This window comes from Mycobacterium riyadhense (assembly GCF_963853645.1).
GTDB lineage: Bacteria > Actinomycetota > Actinomycetes > Mycobacteriales > Mycobacteriaceae > Mycobacterium > Mycobacterium riyadhense.
On record NZ_OY970456.1, the window covers coordinates 2,616,568 to 2,632,610 of the forward strand.

Below are 16,043 nucleotides of genomic sequence, written 5' to 3' on the forward strand. Positions count from 1 at the left end.
ATGGCTGGAAACCTGGGCGCTCCCGTCGCCGCCGGCGTCTACAACGTCTACACGGGGGAATTGGCGGGTACGGTTACGCCGACCGCGGCCCAGTTAGGCCTGGAGCCTCCTCGGTTCTGCGCCCAGTGCGGGCGTCGGATGGTCGTGCAGGTTCGTCCCGACGGCTGGTGGGCTCGCTGCTCGCGGCACGGACAGGTGGATTCGGCCGACCTGGAGGCGCGGCGATGACCGAACAAGCCGGCCTCGCGGCGTCCCCAGGGCTTTCAGACTGTTCCGGGCCCTCGGGATTTGAGCCTTTCCAGCGGGAGTCTTCCGGCTCGCCGTCCACTTCGCGAGTGCGTGCGGTCACCGCGGTGGTGCTGGGTCTGTCGGCGACCGGCCTGGTGGTCGGTGCACTGTGGGCGTGGATCGCACCTTCGATCCACGCGGTCGTGGCGATCTCTCGAGCGGGCGAGCGAGTCCACGAGTACCTGGGTAGCGAATCGCAAAACTTCTTCGTCGCGCCGTTCCTGATGTTGGGCTTACTGGGTGTGATGGCCGTGGTGGCGGCCGTACTGGTGTGGCAGTGGCGCGAACACCGTGGGCCCGCGATGGCCGTCGCGCTTGCGATCGGATCGGTGGCTGCGGCCGCGGTCGCGGCGGCGGTTGGGGCGCTGTTGGTCCGGCTGCACTACGGCGCGCTGAATTTCGACACCGTGACGCTGGCGGGCGGCGATCACTCGTTGACGTACGTCAGGCAGGCGCCGCCGGTGTTCTTTGCGCTCCAGCCGCTGCAGGTGGCCGCCACTCTTATGGCACCGGCCGCGGTGGCGTCGCTGGTGTACGCCTTGCTTGCGGCTGGCAGCGCGCGCGATGACCTGGGCGCGTATCCGGCCGCGGAGTCGGAAGCCTCGGTGTCGAAACCGGCGTCAGAGCGGACGCCGGCCGATCCTCATGCCCGTGATGACCTTGGCGGCGATGACCGCTAGTCGCGCCATGCCGGCGTAGGTCATCGGGTTGAACATGGTCGGCCATTTGGTCCGGATGAGATGGTCGGTCAGCGGCCGACCGGCGAACCGGTCAGTGAGCCAGCGAAGTGTCATCGGCGCAGACAGCGGATGCAGGCACATGTGCTCGCTGAACGCGTCGCGGTGGTAGGTGACGTCGGCGCCGCCGGCTGAGTAGGCGTCGGCGAGCACGTCGATGTCATCGACGTCAATGAGGTAGTCGTGCACGGCCTGCACGATCAAGACCGGCGGTGTGGGCACAGCGGCGCCAAGTTTGGTGGTCTCGAAGACATGCGCAACCGCCGGCGTAGACAGGATGTCCTCGAGCGGCTCGTCGAGGTAATCGCCCAGGTCCTTGTTGACCGTGCGAATGACGGCGGTCAAGGTCGTCATCGTCTCCAGGTCACGTAGCAGTGCCTGCCCTTCCGCGTTGGCGTGTTCCTCGATCATCTTGCCTAGGTCGGGATAGCTATGTGCCAGTGCGGCCACCACCAAGGCCGGCAAACCGGATAGAAGAGTGCCGTTCAGCCGGCGGAAGGTGTGGCCCAGGTCACCGACGGGTGACCCCAATACCGCGCCGACAATGTCCAGCTCAGGCGCGTATTCACCGCACATTTCGGCGGCCCAGGCGCTGGCTAGTCCGCCGCCCGAGTAGCCCCACAGCCCAATCGGTGCCGATGGCGATAACGCGAGTCGTTCTGAGCTCAGGGCGGCCCGGATCCCGTCGAGGATCCGGTAGCCCGGTTCATACGGTGCACCCCAGAGCCCCTTGATTCCTTCGTGATCGGGGATCGAAACCGCCCAGCCCTCCGCAAGCGCGGCACTGATCAACAGAAGTTCGAGTTGGGTCAATGAACCGAGGGCCTTCGCCCGCCGGCGCAACGCATAGGACGGAAAACAGCGGGACGATATCGCGTCGATCGCGCATTGATAAGACAGCAGCGGGTAGGTCTGGCCTGGAGCGACTTCGGCCGGCAGGAGGACGGTGGTCACGGTCGCCTCGGGGTCGCCGTTCATGTCCGTCGTCCGGTACAGCAGCTGGGTCGCGGTGATGGATTGCGGGATCAGGCCCAGAAAGGCCACCTCGACGTCACGCGAGCGCAGCACGGTTCCGGGCGCGGCGTGCTGGAAGCCGGCGGGTGGTTCGTAGAACGGGTCGTCGCAGGGCAGTAGCGGGCGCACCTTGCGCTGCAATTCCTGATGCGGCGGCCGGCCGATCCACTCCGGGCGGGTCGCGCCTGCCAAATTGCCGAGCTCCACCATTGAGGCTCCCTTCATGGCCACCGGGATTTTCGCGCTTCAGCAGTGCTAACCAAACAGTGCTAACCAAACAGGGTGGCGGCGCAGTTGGCCCTGTGACAGTCCAATGCTGGCACCCGCAGGCGCCAGCATCTCTTACTCGGTTCTTATACAGCCTTATCCGACTCTTATACAACTTAGCGGCATTGACTGTGAAATCGTTGTGAGGCGCAGCGTGCGGGGCGTCACATCTGGCGGCAGATTCCTACGACAAGGAAATCCGAGGGCCGCGGAACAAACGCTCAGCGACCGAATCACAATGGCCCCGGAGGTCGAAGCGCGGCGAATTCGTCGGTAACCCTGAGCTGGGAATCGGTGAACCGGTACAGTGCGGCGGGCCGCCCGCCACTGCGGCCGGATTGAGCGATAGTGCCGGTCTGTGTGATGACTTTTCGCCGGACCAGGACTCGCTGCAGATTCGTCGCGTCGACCTGGTACCCGAGCGCCGCGCCGTATATATCGCGGAGCGCAGAGAGTGCGAATTCTTTTGGTGCTAAAGCGAATCCGATGTTGGTGTAGGACAACTTGGCGACCAGCCTGGTACGGGCGTGGGCCACCATGGGGCCGTGGTCGAACGCCATCGTTGGTAGGGAATTCACCGGGTGCCAGCGCGTGTCTGGCGGCAGTTCGGGGGTGGCGGGGGAGGGCACCAGACCCAGGAAGGTCGATGCGATCATCCGGGTACCGGGTAACCGGTTGGGGTCGGAGAACACCGCAAGCTGTTCCAAGTGGGCGAGTTCGCGTAGATCAACTTTTTCGGCGAGTTGGCGACGAACCGACGTGATCATGTCCTCGTCGTTGCGCAGGCGTCCACCTGGAAGTGACCACGCGCCTTTTTGCGGATCGCGCGCACGTTCCCATAGCAGCACGTTCAGCTGCGGTTTTTCCCTGGTTAACCCTTGTTCAAGCCCTGTCGAAAGCCTGCGAACCTGGAACACGACTGCCAGGACCTCGTGCGCGGTGCTACCATGGGCCATGTTTTCGATTGTAAGTCGAAAACCTCCCCGGTGCGAAAGGAGCCGCCGTGACGGTCTTGACCCGCATGGACACGCTCGCCTCAGAAGTGACCGCCTTGACTGCTTGCATCACTAATTCCCCCACTGGCTACACCGGCGTCGATGGTGACGAACGGTGGGCCGCTGAAGTTCGGCGCCTGGCGCGTCTACGTGGAGCCACTCTGCTGGCGCACAACTACCAGCTACCGGCGATCCAGGACGTCGCCGACCATGTGGGGGATTCGCTGGCGTTGTCTCGGATCGCGGCCGAGGCGCCTGAGGACACCATCGTGTTCTGTGGAGTGCACTTCATGGCCGAGACCGCCAAGATTCTCAGCCCGGACAAGACGGTGCTCATTCCGGATCAGCGGGCCGGCTGCTCACTGGCCGACTCGATTACCCCCGAGGAGCTGCGGGCCTGGAAGGACGAGCACCCCGGCGCCGTCGTCGTCTCCTACGTCAACACCACGGCGGCCGTGAAGGCCCTCACCGACATCTGTTGCACCTCGTCAAACGCGGTCGAGGTGGTTGCGTCGATCGACCCGGACCGCGACGTGTTGTTCTGCCCGGACCAGTTCCTCGGCGCCCACGTGCGCCGCGTGACCGGCCGCACCAACCTGCACGTGTGGGCGGGCGAATGCCACGTGCACGCCGGGATCAACGGTGACGAGCTCACCGACCAAGCCCGGACGAACCCCGATGCCGAACTTTTCGTTCACCCCGAGTGTGGCTGCGCCACCTCCGCGCTCTACCTCGCCGGCGAAGGCGCCTTCCCGCCCGAGCGAGTGAAGATCTTGTCCACCGGCGGCATGCTTGACGCCGCGCACCATACGCGCGCCCGCAAGGTTCTGGTCGCGACCGAGGTCGGCATGTTGCACCAGCTGCGCCGGGCCGCGCCCGACGTCGATTTCCAAGCGGTCAACGATCGCGCGTCGTGCAAGTACATGAAGATGATCACCCCCGCGGCCCTGTTGCGCTGCCTGGTGGAGGGCGCTGACGAGGTCCATGTCGACCCGGACATCGCGGCCGCGGGACGGCGCAGCGTGCAGCGGATGATCGAAATCGGGCAACCCGGCGGTGGCGAATGACGGCCGGTCCCGCGTGGCGGGATACGGCCGACGTCATTGTGGTCGGCACGGGCGTCGCCGGATTGGCTGCCGCACTGGCCGCCCACCGCGCCGGCCGCAGGGTTGTCGTACTCAGCAAGGCGGCCAAGGCCCGAGCGGTGACCGCGACCCATTACGCACAAGGCGGCATCGCGGTGGTGTTGCCTGATAACGATGATTCGGTCGAAGCCCATGTCGCCGACACCCTGGCCGCGGGCGCGGGCTTGTGTGATCCGGATGCGGTGTATTCAATCGTCGCCGACGGGTACCGCGCGGTTACCGAATTGGTCGGTGCGGGAGCGCGCTTCGATGAATCGGCCCCGGGCCGTTGGGATTTGACGCGCGAGGGTGGGCATTCGCGGCGACGCATCGTGCACGCCGGCGGCGATGCCACCGGCGCCGAGGTCCAGCGGGCGCTCGACCATGCCGCCGACATGCTCGACATCCGCGCCAGCCACGTGGCCCTGCGAGTGCTCCACGACGGCGTGGCGGTAACCGGGGTAATGGTGGGCAATCGGGACGGTTGCGGCATTATCAGCGCCCCGTCGGTGATCCTGGCCACGGGAGGGCTCGGACACCTCTACGGCGCGACCACCAACCCCGAGGGCTCTACCGGAGATGGCATCGCGTTGGCGCTGTGGGCCGGGGTCGCGGTCAGCGATCTCGAGTTCATCCAGTTCCACCCAACGATGCTCCATTCAACCAGTGCCCGCGGTCGGATCGGCCGTAGGCGACCGCTGATCACTGAGGCCATCCGCGGTGAGGGCGCGAAATTGGTTGACCGGCAAGGCAATTCGATTACCGCCGGAGTCCATCCGATGGGCGACCTGGCGCCGCGCGACATCGTCGCAGGTGCCATAGACGCGCATTTGAAGGCCACCGGCGATCCGTGCGTCTACCTTGACGCGCGGGGCATCGCGGGCTTTGAATCACGGTTCCCGACCGTCACCGCGTCATGCCGGGCCGCCGGCGTCGATCCCGTACGGCAACCCATTCCGGTCGTCCCGGGCGCGCATTACAGCTGCGGAGGCGTCGCCACCGACGTGTACGGCCAGACCGAGCTGCTCGGGCTGTTCGCAGCGGGTGAGGTGGCCCGCACCGGAATGCACGGCGCTAACCGACTGGCTTCCAACAGCCTGCTGGAAGGTTTGGTGGTCGGCGGCCGTGCCGGAAGGGTTGCGGCCACGCATGCGGCAGCGGCGCGGCCTTCGCGGGCGAGCTTGCCGGCGCCATGGCCCGAGCCGATCACCCACCCCGCGCCGGAACGCGATGACCTGCAACGCGCGATGAGTCGGGACGGCTCGGTGGTGCGAGACGCGGAGGGTCTGCACCGGCTGTCGGAAACGCTGAGCGCCGCGCCGGTTCGCACGCTGGCGGGGCGCCGCGATTTCGAAGACGTGGCTTTGGCGGTAGCCGCCCGGGCCGTGACCGCCGCCGCGCTGGCCCGCAACGAAAGCCGGGGATGTCACCGCCGCGCGGAATATTCGTGCGTCGTGCCTGAGCAAGCGCGCAGCAGCGTGGTCCGGCTGGCCGATGATCAAAACGCGGTCGCTGTGGAGGCATTGGCGGCGGTGGGTTGATGGTGCTGTCCGAATGGGAGCTGGCTGCAGTTCAAGACGCCATTCGACATGGTCTCGACGAGGACCTGTGCTACGGGCCGGACGTCACCACGATCTCGACCGTGCCCGCTGGCGTGAAAGCCACCGCGGCGATGGTGACCCGCGAGCCCGGCGTGATCGCCGGAGTGGATATCGCGTTGTTGGTGCTCGATGAGGTGCTCGGTAGCGACGGCTACCAGGTGGTCGACCGGATTGCGGACGGTGCCCGGTTGCAGCCGGGCGAATCCCTGTTGACGGTACGTGCCGAAACGCGCGGCCTGTTGACCGCGGAGCGGACGATGCTGAACCTGGTTTGCCACCTGTCCGGAATCGCCACGGCGACAGCGGCGTGGGTCGACGCGGTGCGTGGTACCAAGGCCAAGATCCGTGACACCCGCAAGACCCTGCCCGGCCTGCGCGCGCTGCAGAAGTATGCGGTGCGCGTCGGCGGGGGCGTCAATCACCGGCTGGGGCTGGGCGACGCCGCTTTGATCAAGGACAACCATGTTGCCGCTGCGGGGTCGGTGGTCGACGCGTTGCGGGCCGTGCGGGCCGCCGCGCCCGATCTGCCGTGCGAGGTCGAAGTGGACTCGTTGGAGCAGTTGGACACTGTGCTGGCCGAAAAGCCTGAGCTAGTGCTGCTGGACAATTTCGCCGTGTGGCAGACGCAAACGGCGGTGCAGCGGCGCGATGCCTGTGCGCCCGCCGTTTTGTTGGAGTCCTCCGGTGGGCTCAGCCTCGATACCGCGGCGACGTACGCCAGTACCGGTGTCGATTACCTCGCTGTGGGTGCGCTGACCCACTCGGCGCGTGTCCTCGATATTGGCTTGGATATGTAGGCCTGGACGATTGAGCAGGGTGTTGAACGCGACGATCTGTACGTGACGACCTGTGCTACCGGTGCAGCCCGATCCAAGCGCCACGCGGATTCTTCAAAAACATCCCGGGCTTGTCGGTGAGTTCGATCGCGGCGCGCACTCGGTTGTGGACAAGCTGGGGGTCTTGGGGATGGCCGTTCCCGGCGTCATGGATGACGCAGACCGATCCGTGTTTGCCGGCGGAGGCCCATAGCGCGATCTCGTCGAGCCGATAGGGCACTCCGGAGTCGAGGATTATCAGGTCTGCGGCTGCCATTTGCTCCACTGTCGGCGTGGGCTCGGGGCGGTAGTCGATGTCTGGGTTGCACCGCCATTTCTCGTCGGATTCGAAGCCGAAATACTTCGCCTCGCCAAGGCAGAGGAACTGAGTGATACGTCCGGTGCCGACGCCGGTTTCGACGATGACCTGGGGTTGCAGCATCCGCTGCAGCGCCCCGACGAACGTGCAAAACTCCACCTCCGGTGACCAGGCGTCCCATGCGGTCCAGCCCCGCGCAGCGTGGGGGGTGAACTCCTGCTCGTCGTGCAGCGCCGGATCAAACTTCGGCCGCGCAAGCGAAGTGAGGACTGATGACAGGTCGTCAGTCACATCGGCATTTTAGCCAACCAATATGCGCGCAACCTACCAGCGCCCAGTGGGTTTCCGGGGGCACCAAATCACGCTCGCCGGTGCGCTCAGGCGATATCGGCGACGAATACTCCCATCCGGCGCAGCTGCGCCCGGGCCATAAATGGCAATCCTGCACCGTCGGCGCCGGCGGGCAGAATTCGGGTGTTGGTGACGTGTACCTTGCCGCGGGTGAATTGCACGTCTGCTTCGCCTGCGGCCAGCACGTTTTTGACCCAGTCGGTCTTCCCGTGGCCCAGTGCGATCGCCAGCACATTGCCTTTGCGGTAAGCGGTCACGATGGTCTGATAAGGCTTTCCGGACTTGCGGCCGCGGTGCTCGATGGTGGCCGTTCCGGGCAGGTAGCGCGCGATCGGCTTCAACGCCGGGTTGATGTATTTGATCTGGAAGCGCTCGAACCATGGCGGGAACAACATCGGAACCCCAGGGGCGTTGTTGGGGTGATCCTTTGCGGACATGGGGCCACCCTACCGGTCGGATATCGACTTGAGCTGCTCTGGGACAATGGTCCACGTGAACACACCTCCTGCGGTGCTGGCCCGCATTGACTTGCGGCGCGCGGATTTGACGGCTGCCCGGTTGCGGGCCGCCCTGCCGCGCGGCGGCGCCGACGTGGAGAGTGTGCTGCCGAAGGTGCGGCCCATCGTGGAGGCGGTCGCTGAGCGAGGGGCCGAAGCCGCATTGGAATTCGGCGCGTCATTCGACGGCGTGCGGCCCACAGCGGTCCGGGTGCCCGAAGCCGCTCTGGACGCCGCGTTGGCCGGGCTGGACCGCGACGTGCGTGACGCGCTGCAGGTGATGATCGAACGAACCCGCGCGGTGCACGCCGATCAGCGCCGCACCGATGTGACGACGACGCTGGGCCCCGGCGCGACGGTCACCGAGCGCTGGGTTCCCGTCGAGCGGGTGGGCCTATACGTGCCCGGGGGCAACGCGGTGTACCCGTCCAGCGTGGTGATGAACGTGGTGCCCGCGCAAGCCGCCGGAGTCACCTCGCTGGTCGTGGCCAGTCCACCACAGGCGCAGTGCCCGGGTCAGTTTCAAGGGCTGCCGCATCCGACGATCCTGGCCGCGGCCCGCCTACTCGGTGTCGACGAGGTTTGGGCCGTTGGCGGAGCGCAGGCGGTCGCGTTGCTGGCCTACGGCGGCACCGATACCGATAGTTCTGAACTCGCGCCGGTCGACATGATCACTGGGCCCGGCAATATCTACGTCACCGCCGCCAAACGGCTGTGCCGCTCCCAGGTTGGCATCGACGCCGAAGCCGGGCCAACCGAGATCGCCATCCTCGCCGACCACACCGCCGACCCGGCGCATGTGGCGGCCGACCTGATCAGTCAGGCCGAACACGACGAAATGGCCGCCAGCGTGCTGGTCACCCCCAGCCCGGAGCTTGCCGACGCCACGGATACCGAACTGTCCGCCCAACTGCAGACCACGGTGCATCGCGACCGGGTGACGGCCGCGCTCTCGGGGCGCCAGTCGGCCACCATCCTCGTTGACGACCTCGATGCCGGAATCAAGGTGGTGAACGCTTATGCCGCCGAGCATTTGGAGATTCAGACCGCCGACGCCGCGCAGGTCGCCGGCCGGATCCGTTCGGCCGGAGCCATTTTCGTCGGTCCATGGTCGCCGGTCAGCCTCGGCGACTACTGTGCCGGTTCCAATCACGTGTTGCCGACCGCGGGCTGCGCCCGGCATTCCAGCGGCCTGTCGGTGCAGACCTTCCTGCGCGGCATCCACGTCGTCGACTACACCGAGGCGGCGCTCAAAGACGTCTCGGGCCACGTGATCACACTGGCCAAGGCCGAAGACCTGCCGGCCCACGGTGAGGCGGTACGGCGGAGGTTCGAGCGATGACCGTACGCCGGCCAACGCTGGACGACCTGCCGCTGCGCGACGACTTGCGCGGCAAATCGCCGTATGGCGCGCCCCAGTTGGCGGTACCGGTGCGGCTCAACACCAATGAGAACCCACACCCACCCACCCAAGCATTGGTCGACGATGTGGTGCGGTCGGTGCGGGAGGCCGCCGCGGATCTGCATCGCTATCCCGACCGAGACGCGGTGGCCCTGCGCGCCGACCTGGCCAGTTACCTCACGGTGCAGACCGGCGCCCAGCTTGGCGTCGAAAATGTTTGGGCTGCAAACGGTTCCAACGAGATCCTGCAGCAGCTGCTGCAGGCATTCGGTGGACCGGGGCGGACCGCGATCGGCTTCGTCCCGTCCTACTCGATGCACCCGATCATCGCCGACGGAACCTACACCGAGTGGCTCGAAACGGTCCGGGCCGACGACTTCAGCCTCGACCTAGAGGTCGCGATCGGTGCTGTCGTTGATCGCCAGCCCGACGTCGTTTTCATCGCCAGCCCCAATAACCCAACCGGGCAAAGTGTTTCGCTGCCAGACCTGCGCAGGTTGCTTGACGTGGTGCCGGGCATCCTGATCGTCGATGAGGCCTACGGTGAATTCTCATCCCAGCCCAGTGCGGTGACATTGATCGAGGAATATCCAACCAGGCTTATCGTCACGCGCACCATGAGCAAGGCGTTCGCCTTCGCCGGCGGCAGGCTCGGATACTTGATCGCTACGCCGGCTTTGGTTGAGGCCATGCTGTTGGTGCGGCTGCCGTATCACCTGTCGTCGGTCACGCAAGCCGCTGCCCGGGCTGCGTTGCGGCATGCCGACGACACACTGGGCAGCGTTGCCGCGCTGATCGCCGAACGTGAACGGGTGACAACGGCGTTGACCGACATGGGTTTTCAGGTCATACCCAGCGATGCCAACTTTGTGCTGTTCGGGCAGTTCGTCGCCGCGCCGGCCGCCTGGCAGCATTATCTGGACAGCGGCGTACTGATTCGCGACGTCGGGATCGCCGGCTACCTGCGTACCACGATCGGACTGGCCGATGAGAACGATGCGTTCCTGAAAGCGAGCGCTCAAATCGCTGCCACCGACTTGGCCCCAGCCACCCCCATAGGAGCACCGTGACAGCCATAGCGACCCGCCACGCGCGCATCGAGCGCCGCACCCGCGAATCCGACATCGTGATCGAGCTCGACCTGGACGGCACCGGACAGGTCGACGTCGACACTGGTGTCCCGTTCTACGACCACATGCTGACCGCGCTGGGCAGCCACGCCAGTTTCGATTTGACGGTGCGCACCAAGGGCGATGTCGAAATCGAAGCGCACCACACCATCGAGGACACCGCGATCGCGCTGGGCACCGCACTGGGCCAGGCCCTGGGCGACAAGAAGGGCATCCGCCGGTTCGGCGACGCTTTTATCCCGATGGACGAGACCCTGGCGCATGCCGCCGTCGACGTATCCGGCCGTCCGTATTGTGTGCACACGGGGGAGCCGGATCACCTGCAGCACACCACCATTGCCGGAAGCTCGGTGCCGTACCACACCGTCATCAACCGGCATGTGTTCGAATCGCTGGCCATGAACGCGCGCATCGCGCTACATGTTCGCGTCCTGTATGGGCGCGACCCGCACCACATCACCGAAGCGCAGTACAAGGCCGTCGCCCGCGCATTGCGTCAGGCCGTCGAGCCCGACCCGCGCGTTTCGGGAGTGCCGTCCACCAAAGGCGTTCTGTGAAATCGGTGGTGGTCCTGGACTACGGTTCGGGCAATCTACGGTCGGCGCAACGTGCGGTGGAGCGCGTCGGCGCCTCAGTTGATGTGACCGCGGAGGCTGACGCAGCATTGGCCGCCGACGGACTCGTGGTGCCCGGCGTCGGTGCGTTTGAGGCGTGCATGACGGGGTTGCGGAAAATCGGTGGGGACCGGATCATCGCCGAGCGGATAGCCGGTGGACGCCCGGTATTGGGGGTCTGCGTCGGCATGCAGATCTTGTTTGCCCGCGGCGTCGAGTTCGGGGTGGAGACAACAGGATGTGGGCAATGGCCCGGTGCCGTGACCCGGTTGCACGCGCCGGTGATCCCACATATGGGCTGGAACGTGGTGCAAGCCGCGCCGGGCAGTGCGCTGTTCAAGGGTTTGGATGCCGACACCCGGTTCTATTTCGTGCACTCCTATGCCGCCCAGCGATGGGAAGGGCCGGCCGAGGCGCTGCTGACCTGGGCCACCCATCAGGTGCCGTTCCTGGCCGCGGTTGAGGACGGGCCGTTGGCCGCCACCCAATTCCACCCGGAGAAGAGCGGGGACGCGGGTGCGGCCATCTTGAGCAATTGGGTTGAGGGGCTGTAGATAGATGCCGTTGATTTTGTTACCCGCTGTCGACGTGGTCGAGGGTCGCGCCGTGCGCCTGGTGCAGGGCAAGGCCGGCAGTGAAACCGAGTACGGCTCAGCGCTTGACGCCGCACTGGGCTGGCAGCGCGACGGCACCGACTGGATCCACCTCGTCGACCTGGACGCCGCATTCGGCCGCGGCTCCAACCGGGAACTCCTGGCCGAAGTGGTGGGCAAGCTCGACGTCGCGGTCGAGCTGTCCGGCGGTATCCGTGACGACGATTCCTTGACCGCTGCGCTGGCCACTGGCTGCGCGCGGGTTAACCTGGGTACGGCCGCATTGGAGAACCCACACTGGTGCGCGAGGGTGATCGCCGAGCACGGCGACAAGGTGGCTGTCGGCTTGGACGTCCAAATCGTCGACGGCGAACACCGATTGCGTGGACGCGGCTGGGAAACCGACGGCGGCGACCTGTGGGACGTGCTGGAACGCCTTGACAGTGAAGGATGTTCGCGGTTCGTCGTCACCGATGTCACCAAGGACGGCACGCTGGGCGGTCCCAACCTCGACCTGCTGGCCGGCGTCGCCGATCGCACCGACGCCCCGGTGATCGCGTCCGGTGGTGTCTCCAGCCTGGATGACCTGCGCGCCATCGCCACCCTCACCGGCCGGGGGATCGAGGGCGCGATCGTGGGCAAGGCCCTGTACGCGGGGAGGTTCACCTTGCCGCAGGCACTGGCAGCGGTGCAAGAGTAGAGCGGCGATGGCTCTGGACGCGCTGGTGGCCCCGCTGGTTGAAAAGGCGTCGGCAATCCTCGACGCCGCCGCCGAGCCGTTTCTCGCGGGCCATCGTGCCGATTCAGCGGTCCCCAAGAAGGGCAACGACTTCGCCACCGAGGTCGACCTTGCGATCGAGCGTCAGGTGGTCGCCGCGCTGGTCGAAGCGACCGGAATCGACGTGCACGGCGAGGAATTCGGCGGCCCGGCCCTCGATTTGCCGTGGGTCTGGGTGTTGGACCCCATCGACGGCACGATCAACTACGCTGCCGGATCGCCGATGGCCGCGATCCTGTTGGGCTTGCTGCACAATGGCGAGCCGGTGGCGGGCCTGACCTGGTTGCCGTTCACCGACGAGCGGTACACCGCCGTAACCGGCGGCCCGCTGATGAAAAACGGTGTAGCGCAGCCCTCGCTGGCTCCGGCCGAGCTGTCCGACACGCTGGTTGCCGCCGGATCTTTCAGCGCGGACTCACGGGGCCGGTTCCCGGGGCGCTATCGGGTTGCGGTGCTGGCGAATCTCAGCCGCGTGTCGTCGCGGTTGCGCATGCACGGTTCCACCGGCATAGATCTCGCCTACGTCGCCGACGGAATCCTCGGTGGTGCAATAAGTTTCGGCAGTCACGTGTGGGACCACGCCGCCGGCGTCGCGCTGGTGCGCGCTGCGGGCGGCGTGGTCACCAACCTGACCGGTGAACCGTGGACCACTGCATCGCGGTCCGCTCTGGCGGCGGCTCCTGGCGTGCACGCCGAGATTATCGAAATCCTGCGCAGCACAGGCGAACCGGAGGACTACTGAGATGTCCCCTCGTAATGGTCTTGCGGTACGAGTGATCCCATGCCTGGACGTTGACGACGGCCGAGTGGTCAAGGGAGTCAATTTCGAGAACCTCCGCGACGCTGGCGATCCCGTAGAACTTGCCGCCGTCTATGACGCCGAGGGCGCCGACGAACTGACGTTTCTCGACGTGACCGCGTCGTCCTCGGGCCGGGCCACCATGCTGGAGGTGGTGCGCCGCACCGCCGAGCAGGTGTTCATTCCGTTGACGGTTGGCGGCGGGGTGCGCACCGTGGCCGACGTCGACATGTTGCTGCGCGCGGGGGCCGACAAGGTCTCGATCAACACCGCGGCCATTGCCCGCCCCGAGTTGCTGGCCGAGATGGCAAGGCAGTTCGGGTCGCAATGCATTGTGTTGTCCGTCGATGCCCGTACGGTGCCCGTCGGCTCCGCACCGACACCGTCAGGCTGGGAGGTCACCACCCACGGCGGCCGTCGGGGCACCGGTATCGACGCGGTCGAATGGGCCGCCCGCGGCGCCGCGCTCGGAGTGGGGGAGATCCTGTTGAACTCGATGGATGCCGACGGCACCAAAGCCGGTTTCGACCTGGAGATGCTGCGCGCGGTACGCGCCGCGGTGACGGTTCCGGTAATCGCCAGCGGCGGAGCCGGGGCAGTAGAGCACTTTGCGCCGGCGGTTGTGGCGGGAGCCGACGCGGTATTGGCGGCCAGCGTCTTTCACTTCCGGGAACTGACGATCGGGCAGGTGAAGGCGGCCTTGGCCGCGCAACAGATCACAGTGCGGACCACACGTCGATGACGCTGCACCCAGAGATTGCGGCGCGGTTGAAGCGCAACGCCGAAGGATTGGTTACCGCCGTCGTTCAGGAGCATGGCAGTGGCGATGTGCTGATGGTCGCATGGATGGACGACGAGGCATTGGCTCGCACGCTGGAAACCCGTGAGGCTACCTATTTTTCCCGCTCGCGCGGCGAACAGTGGGTCAAAGGCGCTACGTCGGGCCACACCCAGCATGTCCACTCCGTGCGATTGGACTGCGATGGGGACGCGGTCCTGTTGACGGTCGACCAGATCGGCGGAGCCTGCCACACCGGTGACCACAGTTGCTTCGACGCCGTCGTGCTGCTCGAACCCGAGGATTGATTATCGCGGAGCGACATCCAAGCCGTTGGCCGCGGCTAGCGCCGCTCGGGTCCATTCGCGGCGAACAACGGCCGGTTCGATGCGGTCGCGGCGAATGATCTCCACATCGATGGCCCCGCCGGCTGTGACCTCGGCCGGCACCCGGAAGGAGAAGACCCGTGTGTCGGTGGCGATGGCGAGGATGGCATCGGTATCGGCAAAATCGTTGGCGCGCATCACGTTCTCGGCCCATCTGGCAGGTAACAGGCCGCCGAAGTTCGTTACGTAAACCACCCAGAGCCGGATGCCGCGCTCGTTATAGAGCTTGCTGAGGGCCCGGTCGATGATGTTGCGCTCGCCTGCGGTCAAGACTCTCGAGTGATCGGTGAGCTGGTCGGACAGCCGCAGTGTTGGCGTGGGGGCAGCGCTACTGCTTGGTGGTTCCGTCGACGGTGACGGGCTACTGTCGGCAGGCTCGCTAGGGTGGCCGCGCAACACCTGGACCCCGAGAACAATCGCTACGGCGACCAGCACGACGGTGGCGAGTGCAACGAACACGGACGCCGGCGCCCGCCGGTACCAGCTCGCATTGGGCGTTGTGGTTGGCGGCGGTGCGATCAGTTGCCTAGGGCCGTCGATGAAGGCCGCATCGTCCTGCCCGTTGTCGGTGTCACTGGGTTGGGCGCCGAGCGCGGCGGCGAAATCCGCGCAAGTCGGATATCGGTCGTCGGGATTCTTGGCGAGTGCTCGGGCAATGACGGCGTCGAGGTGGGCCAATTCCGGGCGTCGCTGACTGATCGGCGGCGGTGGCGCGGACAAATGCTGGGTGATGACCACGGCTGGGTTGGAATGCTGAAACGGGGCAGACCCGGTCAGCAGCTGAAACGCGGTGCAGCCGAGCGCGTACTGGTCGGCTCGCCCATCGAGGTCCGCACCCTGCAGTTGCTCGGGCGCACAGTACGCGGTGGTCCCCATCAGCATGTTGGTTGCGGTCAGCCCACTGATCTCACCCAGCTGGCGCGCGATGCCGAAATCGGCGAGCAGTATCCGTCGTCGCGGGTTGGGTTCGCCCAGCAGGATGTTGGCGGGTTTGACGTCACGATGCAGCAACCCGCGGGAATGCGCGTAGTCGAGCGCGTCGGCAATAGCCGCAACTATCTCGACGACGTCCGCTCGTGGCATTCCGGACGGGTACTGGCTGCGCAGCAATCTGGCGGCGTCGGTCCCCTCGACATAGTCCATCGAGATCCACAGTTGCCCTTGGTACTCGCCGCGGTCGTGGATGCCCACGATGTGCTCGTTGTACAAGCTCGCCGCTAGGTCGGCTTCCCGGTTGAAGCGTTGGCGAAATTCGAGGTCGGCGGTGAACTCACCGGGCAAGATTTTTAGAGCATCGCGCCGGGGCAACCGCGGATGCTGAGCCAGATACACCTCACCCATACCGCCGCCGCCCAATCGCTCCACGATGGTGTATCCGGCGAACACCTGTCCTTCCTTCAGGCCTGCTCTGGGGCCATCGCTTCGTGACATGTGAGCATGCTACTGAGGCCAGCAAACGCTGATCGTGCCGAGGGCGATGGAAGCGCTGGTACAATTGAGCCCTGATGTGCTGGTAGGCGTAATCGGTTGTGGTCCAGCGTGATTCGTAGGCGCT

The 16,043-nt window shown here is 66.0% G+C and carries 18 protein-coding genes; 13 read left to right on the forward strand and 5 right to left on the reverse strand.

Annotated features, from left to right (window positions below; all coding sequences use genetic code 11):
- Both AADZ78_RS11880 and AADZ78_RS11885 read left to right on the forward strand, forming a co-directional pair.
- Complete coding sequence (locus AADZ78_RS11880; protein WP_085251906.1) at nucleotides 1-228, forward strand: hypothetical protein; 228 nt, start codon at nucleotides 1-3, stop codon at nucleotides 226-228.
- On the forward strand, nucleotides 225-968 hold the full coding sequence (locus AADZ78_RS11885; protein ID WP_085251905.1) for a DUF2567 domain-containing protein: 744 nt from the start codon (nucleotides 225-227) through the stop codon (nucleotides 966-968). The genes AADZ78_RS11880 and AADZ78_RS11885 overlap by 4 nt, the downstream gene beginning before the upstream one ends.
- Here AADZ78_RS11885 and AADZ78_RS11890 read toward each other — a convergent pair.
- Both AADZ78_RS11890 and AADZ78_RS11895 read right to left on the reverse strand, forming a co-directional pair.
- Nucleotides 909-2,249, reverse strand: coding sequence for a lipase family protein (locus AADZ78_RS11890; RefSeq protein WP_085251931.1), 1,341 nt, complete (start codon nucleotides 2,247-2,249; stop codon nucleotides 909-911). The two genes, AADZ78_RS11885 and AADZ78_RS11890, sit on opposite strands and share 60 nt — an antisense overlap.
- A gap of 290 nt (nucleotides 2,250-2,539) precedes the next feature.
- A complete protein-coding gene (locus AADZ78_RS11895) occupies nucleotides 2,540-3,262 on the reverse strand; it encodes an NUDIX hydrolase (protein ID WP_085251904.1) in 723 nt (240 codons plus the stop codon).
- A gap of 47 nt (nucleotides 3,263-3,309) precedes the next feature.
- Here AADZ78_RS11895 and nadA point away from each other — a divergent pair, with 47 nt between their 5' ends.
- From nadA to nadC, 3 genes are read left to right on the forward strand one after another with little or no spacing between them, the layout of a single operon-like run.
- Nucleotides 3,310-4,368, forward strand: coding sequence for a quinolinate synthase NadA (gene nadA / locus AADZ78_RS11900; RefSeq protein ID WP_085251903.1), 1,059 nt, complete (start codon nucleotides 3,310-3,312; stop codon nucleotides 4,366-4,368).
- Nucleotides 4,365-5,966: an L-aspartate oxidase gene (locus AADZ78_RS11905; protein ID WP_085251902.1), complete on the forward strand. Its 1,602-nt coding sequence runs from the start codon at nucleotides 4,365-4,367 to the stop codon at nucleotides 5,964-5,966. Before nadA ends, AADZ78_RS11905 begins: the two co-directional genes overlap by 4 nt.
- A complete protein-coding gene (gene nadC, locus AADZ78_RS11910) occupies nucleotides 5,966-6,823 on the forward strand; it encodes a carboxylating nicotinate-nucleotide diphosphorylase (protein WP_085251901.1) in 858 nt (285 codons plus the stop codon). The genes AADZ78_RS11905 and nadC overlap by 1 nt, the downstream gene beginning before the upstream one ends.
- A 55-nt stretch (nucleotides 6,824-6,878) precedes the next feature.
- Here nadC and AADZ78_RS11915 read toward each other — a convergent pair whose 3' ends face one another.
- Nucleotides 6,879-7,451, reverse strand: coding sequence for a hypothetical protein (locus tag AADZ78_RS11915; RefSeq protein WP_085251900.1), 573 nt, complete (start codon nucleotides 7,449-7,451; stop codon nucleotides 6,879-6,881).
- A gap of 86 nt (nucleotides 7,452-7,537) precedes the next feature.
- A complete protein-coding gene (locus AADZ78_RS11920; RefSeq protein WP_085251899.1) occupies nucleotides 7,538-7,948 on the reverse strand; it encodes a nitroreductase family deazaflavin-dependent oxidoreductase in 411 nt (136 codons plus the stop codon).
- A gap of 73 nt (nucleotides 7,949-8,021) precedes the next feature.
- Between AADZ78_RS11920 and hisD the strand changes: the two genes are divergently transcribed.
- Genes hisD through hisI form a run of 8 tightly spaced genes read left to right on the forward strand, consistent with a single transcriptional unit; the run spans nucleotide 8,022 to nucleotide 14,410 of the window.
- The gene (gene hisD / locus AADZ78_RS11925) at nucleotides 8,022-9,350 is read left to right on the forward strand and encodes a histidinol dehydrogenase (RefSeq protein WP_139828893.1); all 1,329 of its coding nucleotides are present in this window, start codon (nucleotides 8,022-8,024) and stop codon (nucleotides 9,348-9,350) included.
- Nucleotides 9,347-10,480, forward strand: a complete 1,134-nt coding sequence (locus AADZ78_RS11930) for a histidinol-phosphate transaminase (protein WP_085251897.1) — start codon at nucleotides 9,347-9,349, stop codon at nucleotides 10,478-10,480. Before hisD ends, AADZ78_RS11930 begins: the two co-directional genes overlap by 4 nt.
- Nucleotides 10,477-11,097 (forward strand): imidazoleglycerol-phosphate dehydratase HisB, encoded by a 621-nt coding sequence (gene hisB, locus AADZ78_RS11935; RefSeq protein WP_085251896.1) that lies wholly within the window; start codon nucleotides 10,477-10,479, stop codon nucleotides 11,095-11,097. Before AADZ78_RS11930 ends, hisB begins: the two co-directional genes overlap by 4 nt.
- Nucleotides 11,094-11,708, forward strand: coding sequence for an imidazole glycerol phosphate synthase subunit HisH (gene hisH, locus AADZ78_RS11940; protein WP_139828891.1), 615 nt, complete (start codon nucleotides 11,094-11,096; stop codon nucleotides 11,706-11,708). The genes hisB and hisH overlap by 4 nt, the downstream gene beginning before the upstream one ends.
- A gap of 4 nt (nucleotides 11,709-11,712) precedes the next feature.
- Complete coding sequence (priA, locus tag AADZ78_RS11945) at nucleotides 11,713-12,447, forward strand: bifunctional 1-(5-phosphoribosyl)-5-((5-phosphoribosylamino)methylideneamino)imidazole-4-carboxamide isomerase/phosphoribosylanthranilate isomerase PriA (protein WP_085251895.1); 735 nt, start codon at nucleotides 11,713-11,715, stop codon at nucleotides 12,445-12,447.
- Between the two features lie 7 nt (nucleotides 12,448-12,454).
- The gene (locus tag AADZ78_RS11950; protein ID WP_085251894.1) at nucleotides 12,455-13,267 is read left to right on the forward strand and encodes an inositol monophosphatase family protein; all 813 of its coding nucleotides are present in this window, start codon (nucleotides 12,455-12,457) and stop codon (nucleotides 13,265-13,267) included.
- A 1-nt stretch (nucleotide 13,268) separates the two neighbouring features.
- A complete protein-coding gene (gene hisF, locus AADZ78_RS11955; protein WP_085251893.1) occupies nucleotides 13,269-14,066 on the forward strand; it encodes an imidazole glycerol phosphate synthase subunit HisF in 798 nt (265 codons plus the stop codon).
- Entirely contained in the window at nucleotides 14,063-14,410 is a 348-nt protein-coding gene (gene hisI / locus AADZ78_RS11960) for a phosphoribosyl-AMP cyclohydrolase (protein ID WP_085251892.1), read from the forward strand. The genes hisF and hisI overlap by 4 nt, the downstream gene beginning before the upstream one ends.
- Here hisI and AADZ78_RS11965 read toward each other — a convergent pair whose 3' ends face one another.
- Nucleotides 14,411-15,919 (reverse strand): serine/threonine-protein kinase, encoded by a 1,509-nt coding sequence (locus AADZ78_RS11965; RefSeq protein ID WP_085251891.1) that lies wholly within the window; start codon nucleotides 15,917-15,919, stop codon nucleotides 14,411-14,413.
- Nucleotides 15,920-16,043 lie beyond the last annotated feature (124 nt).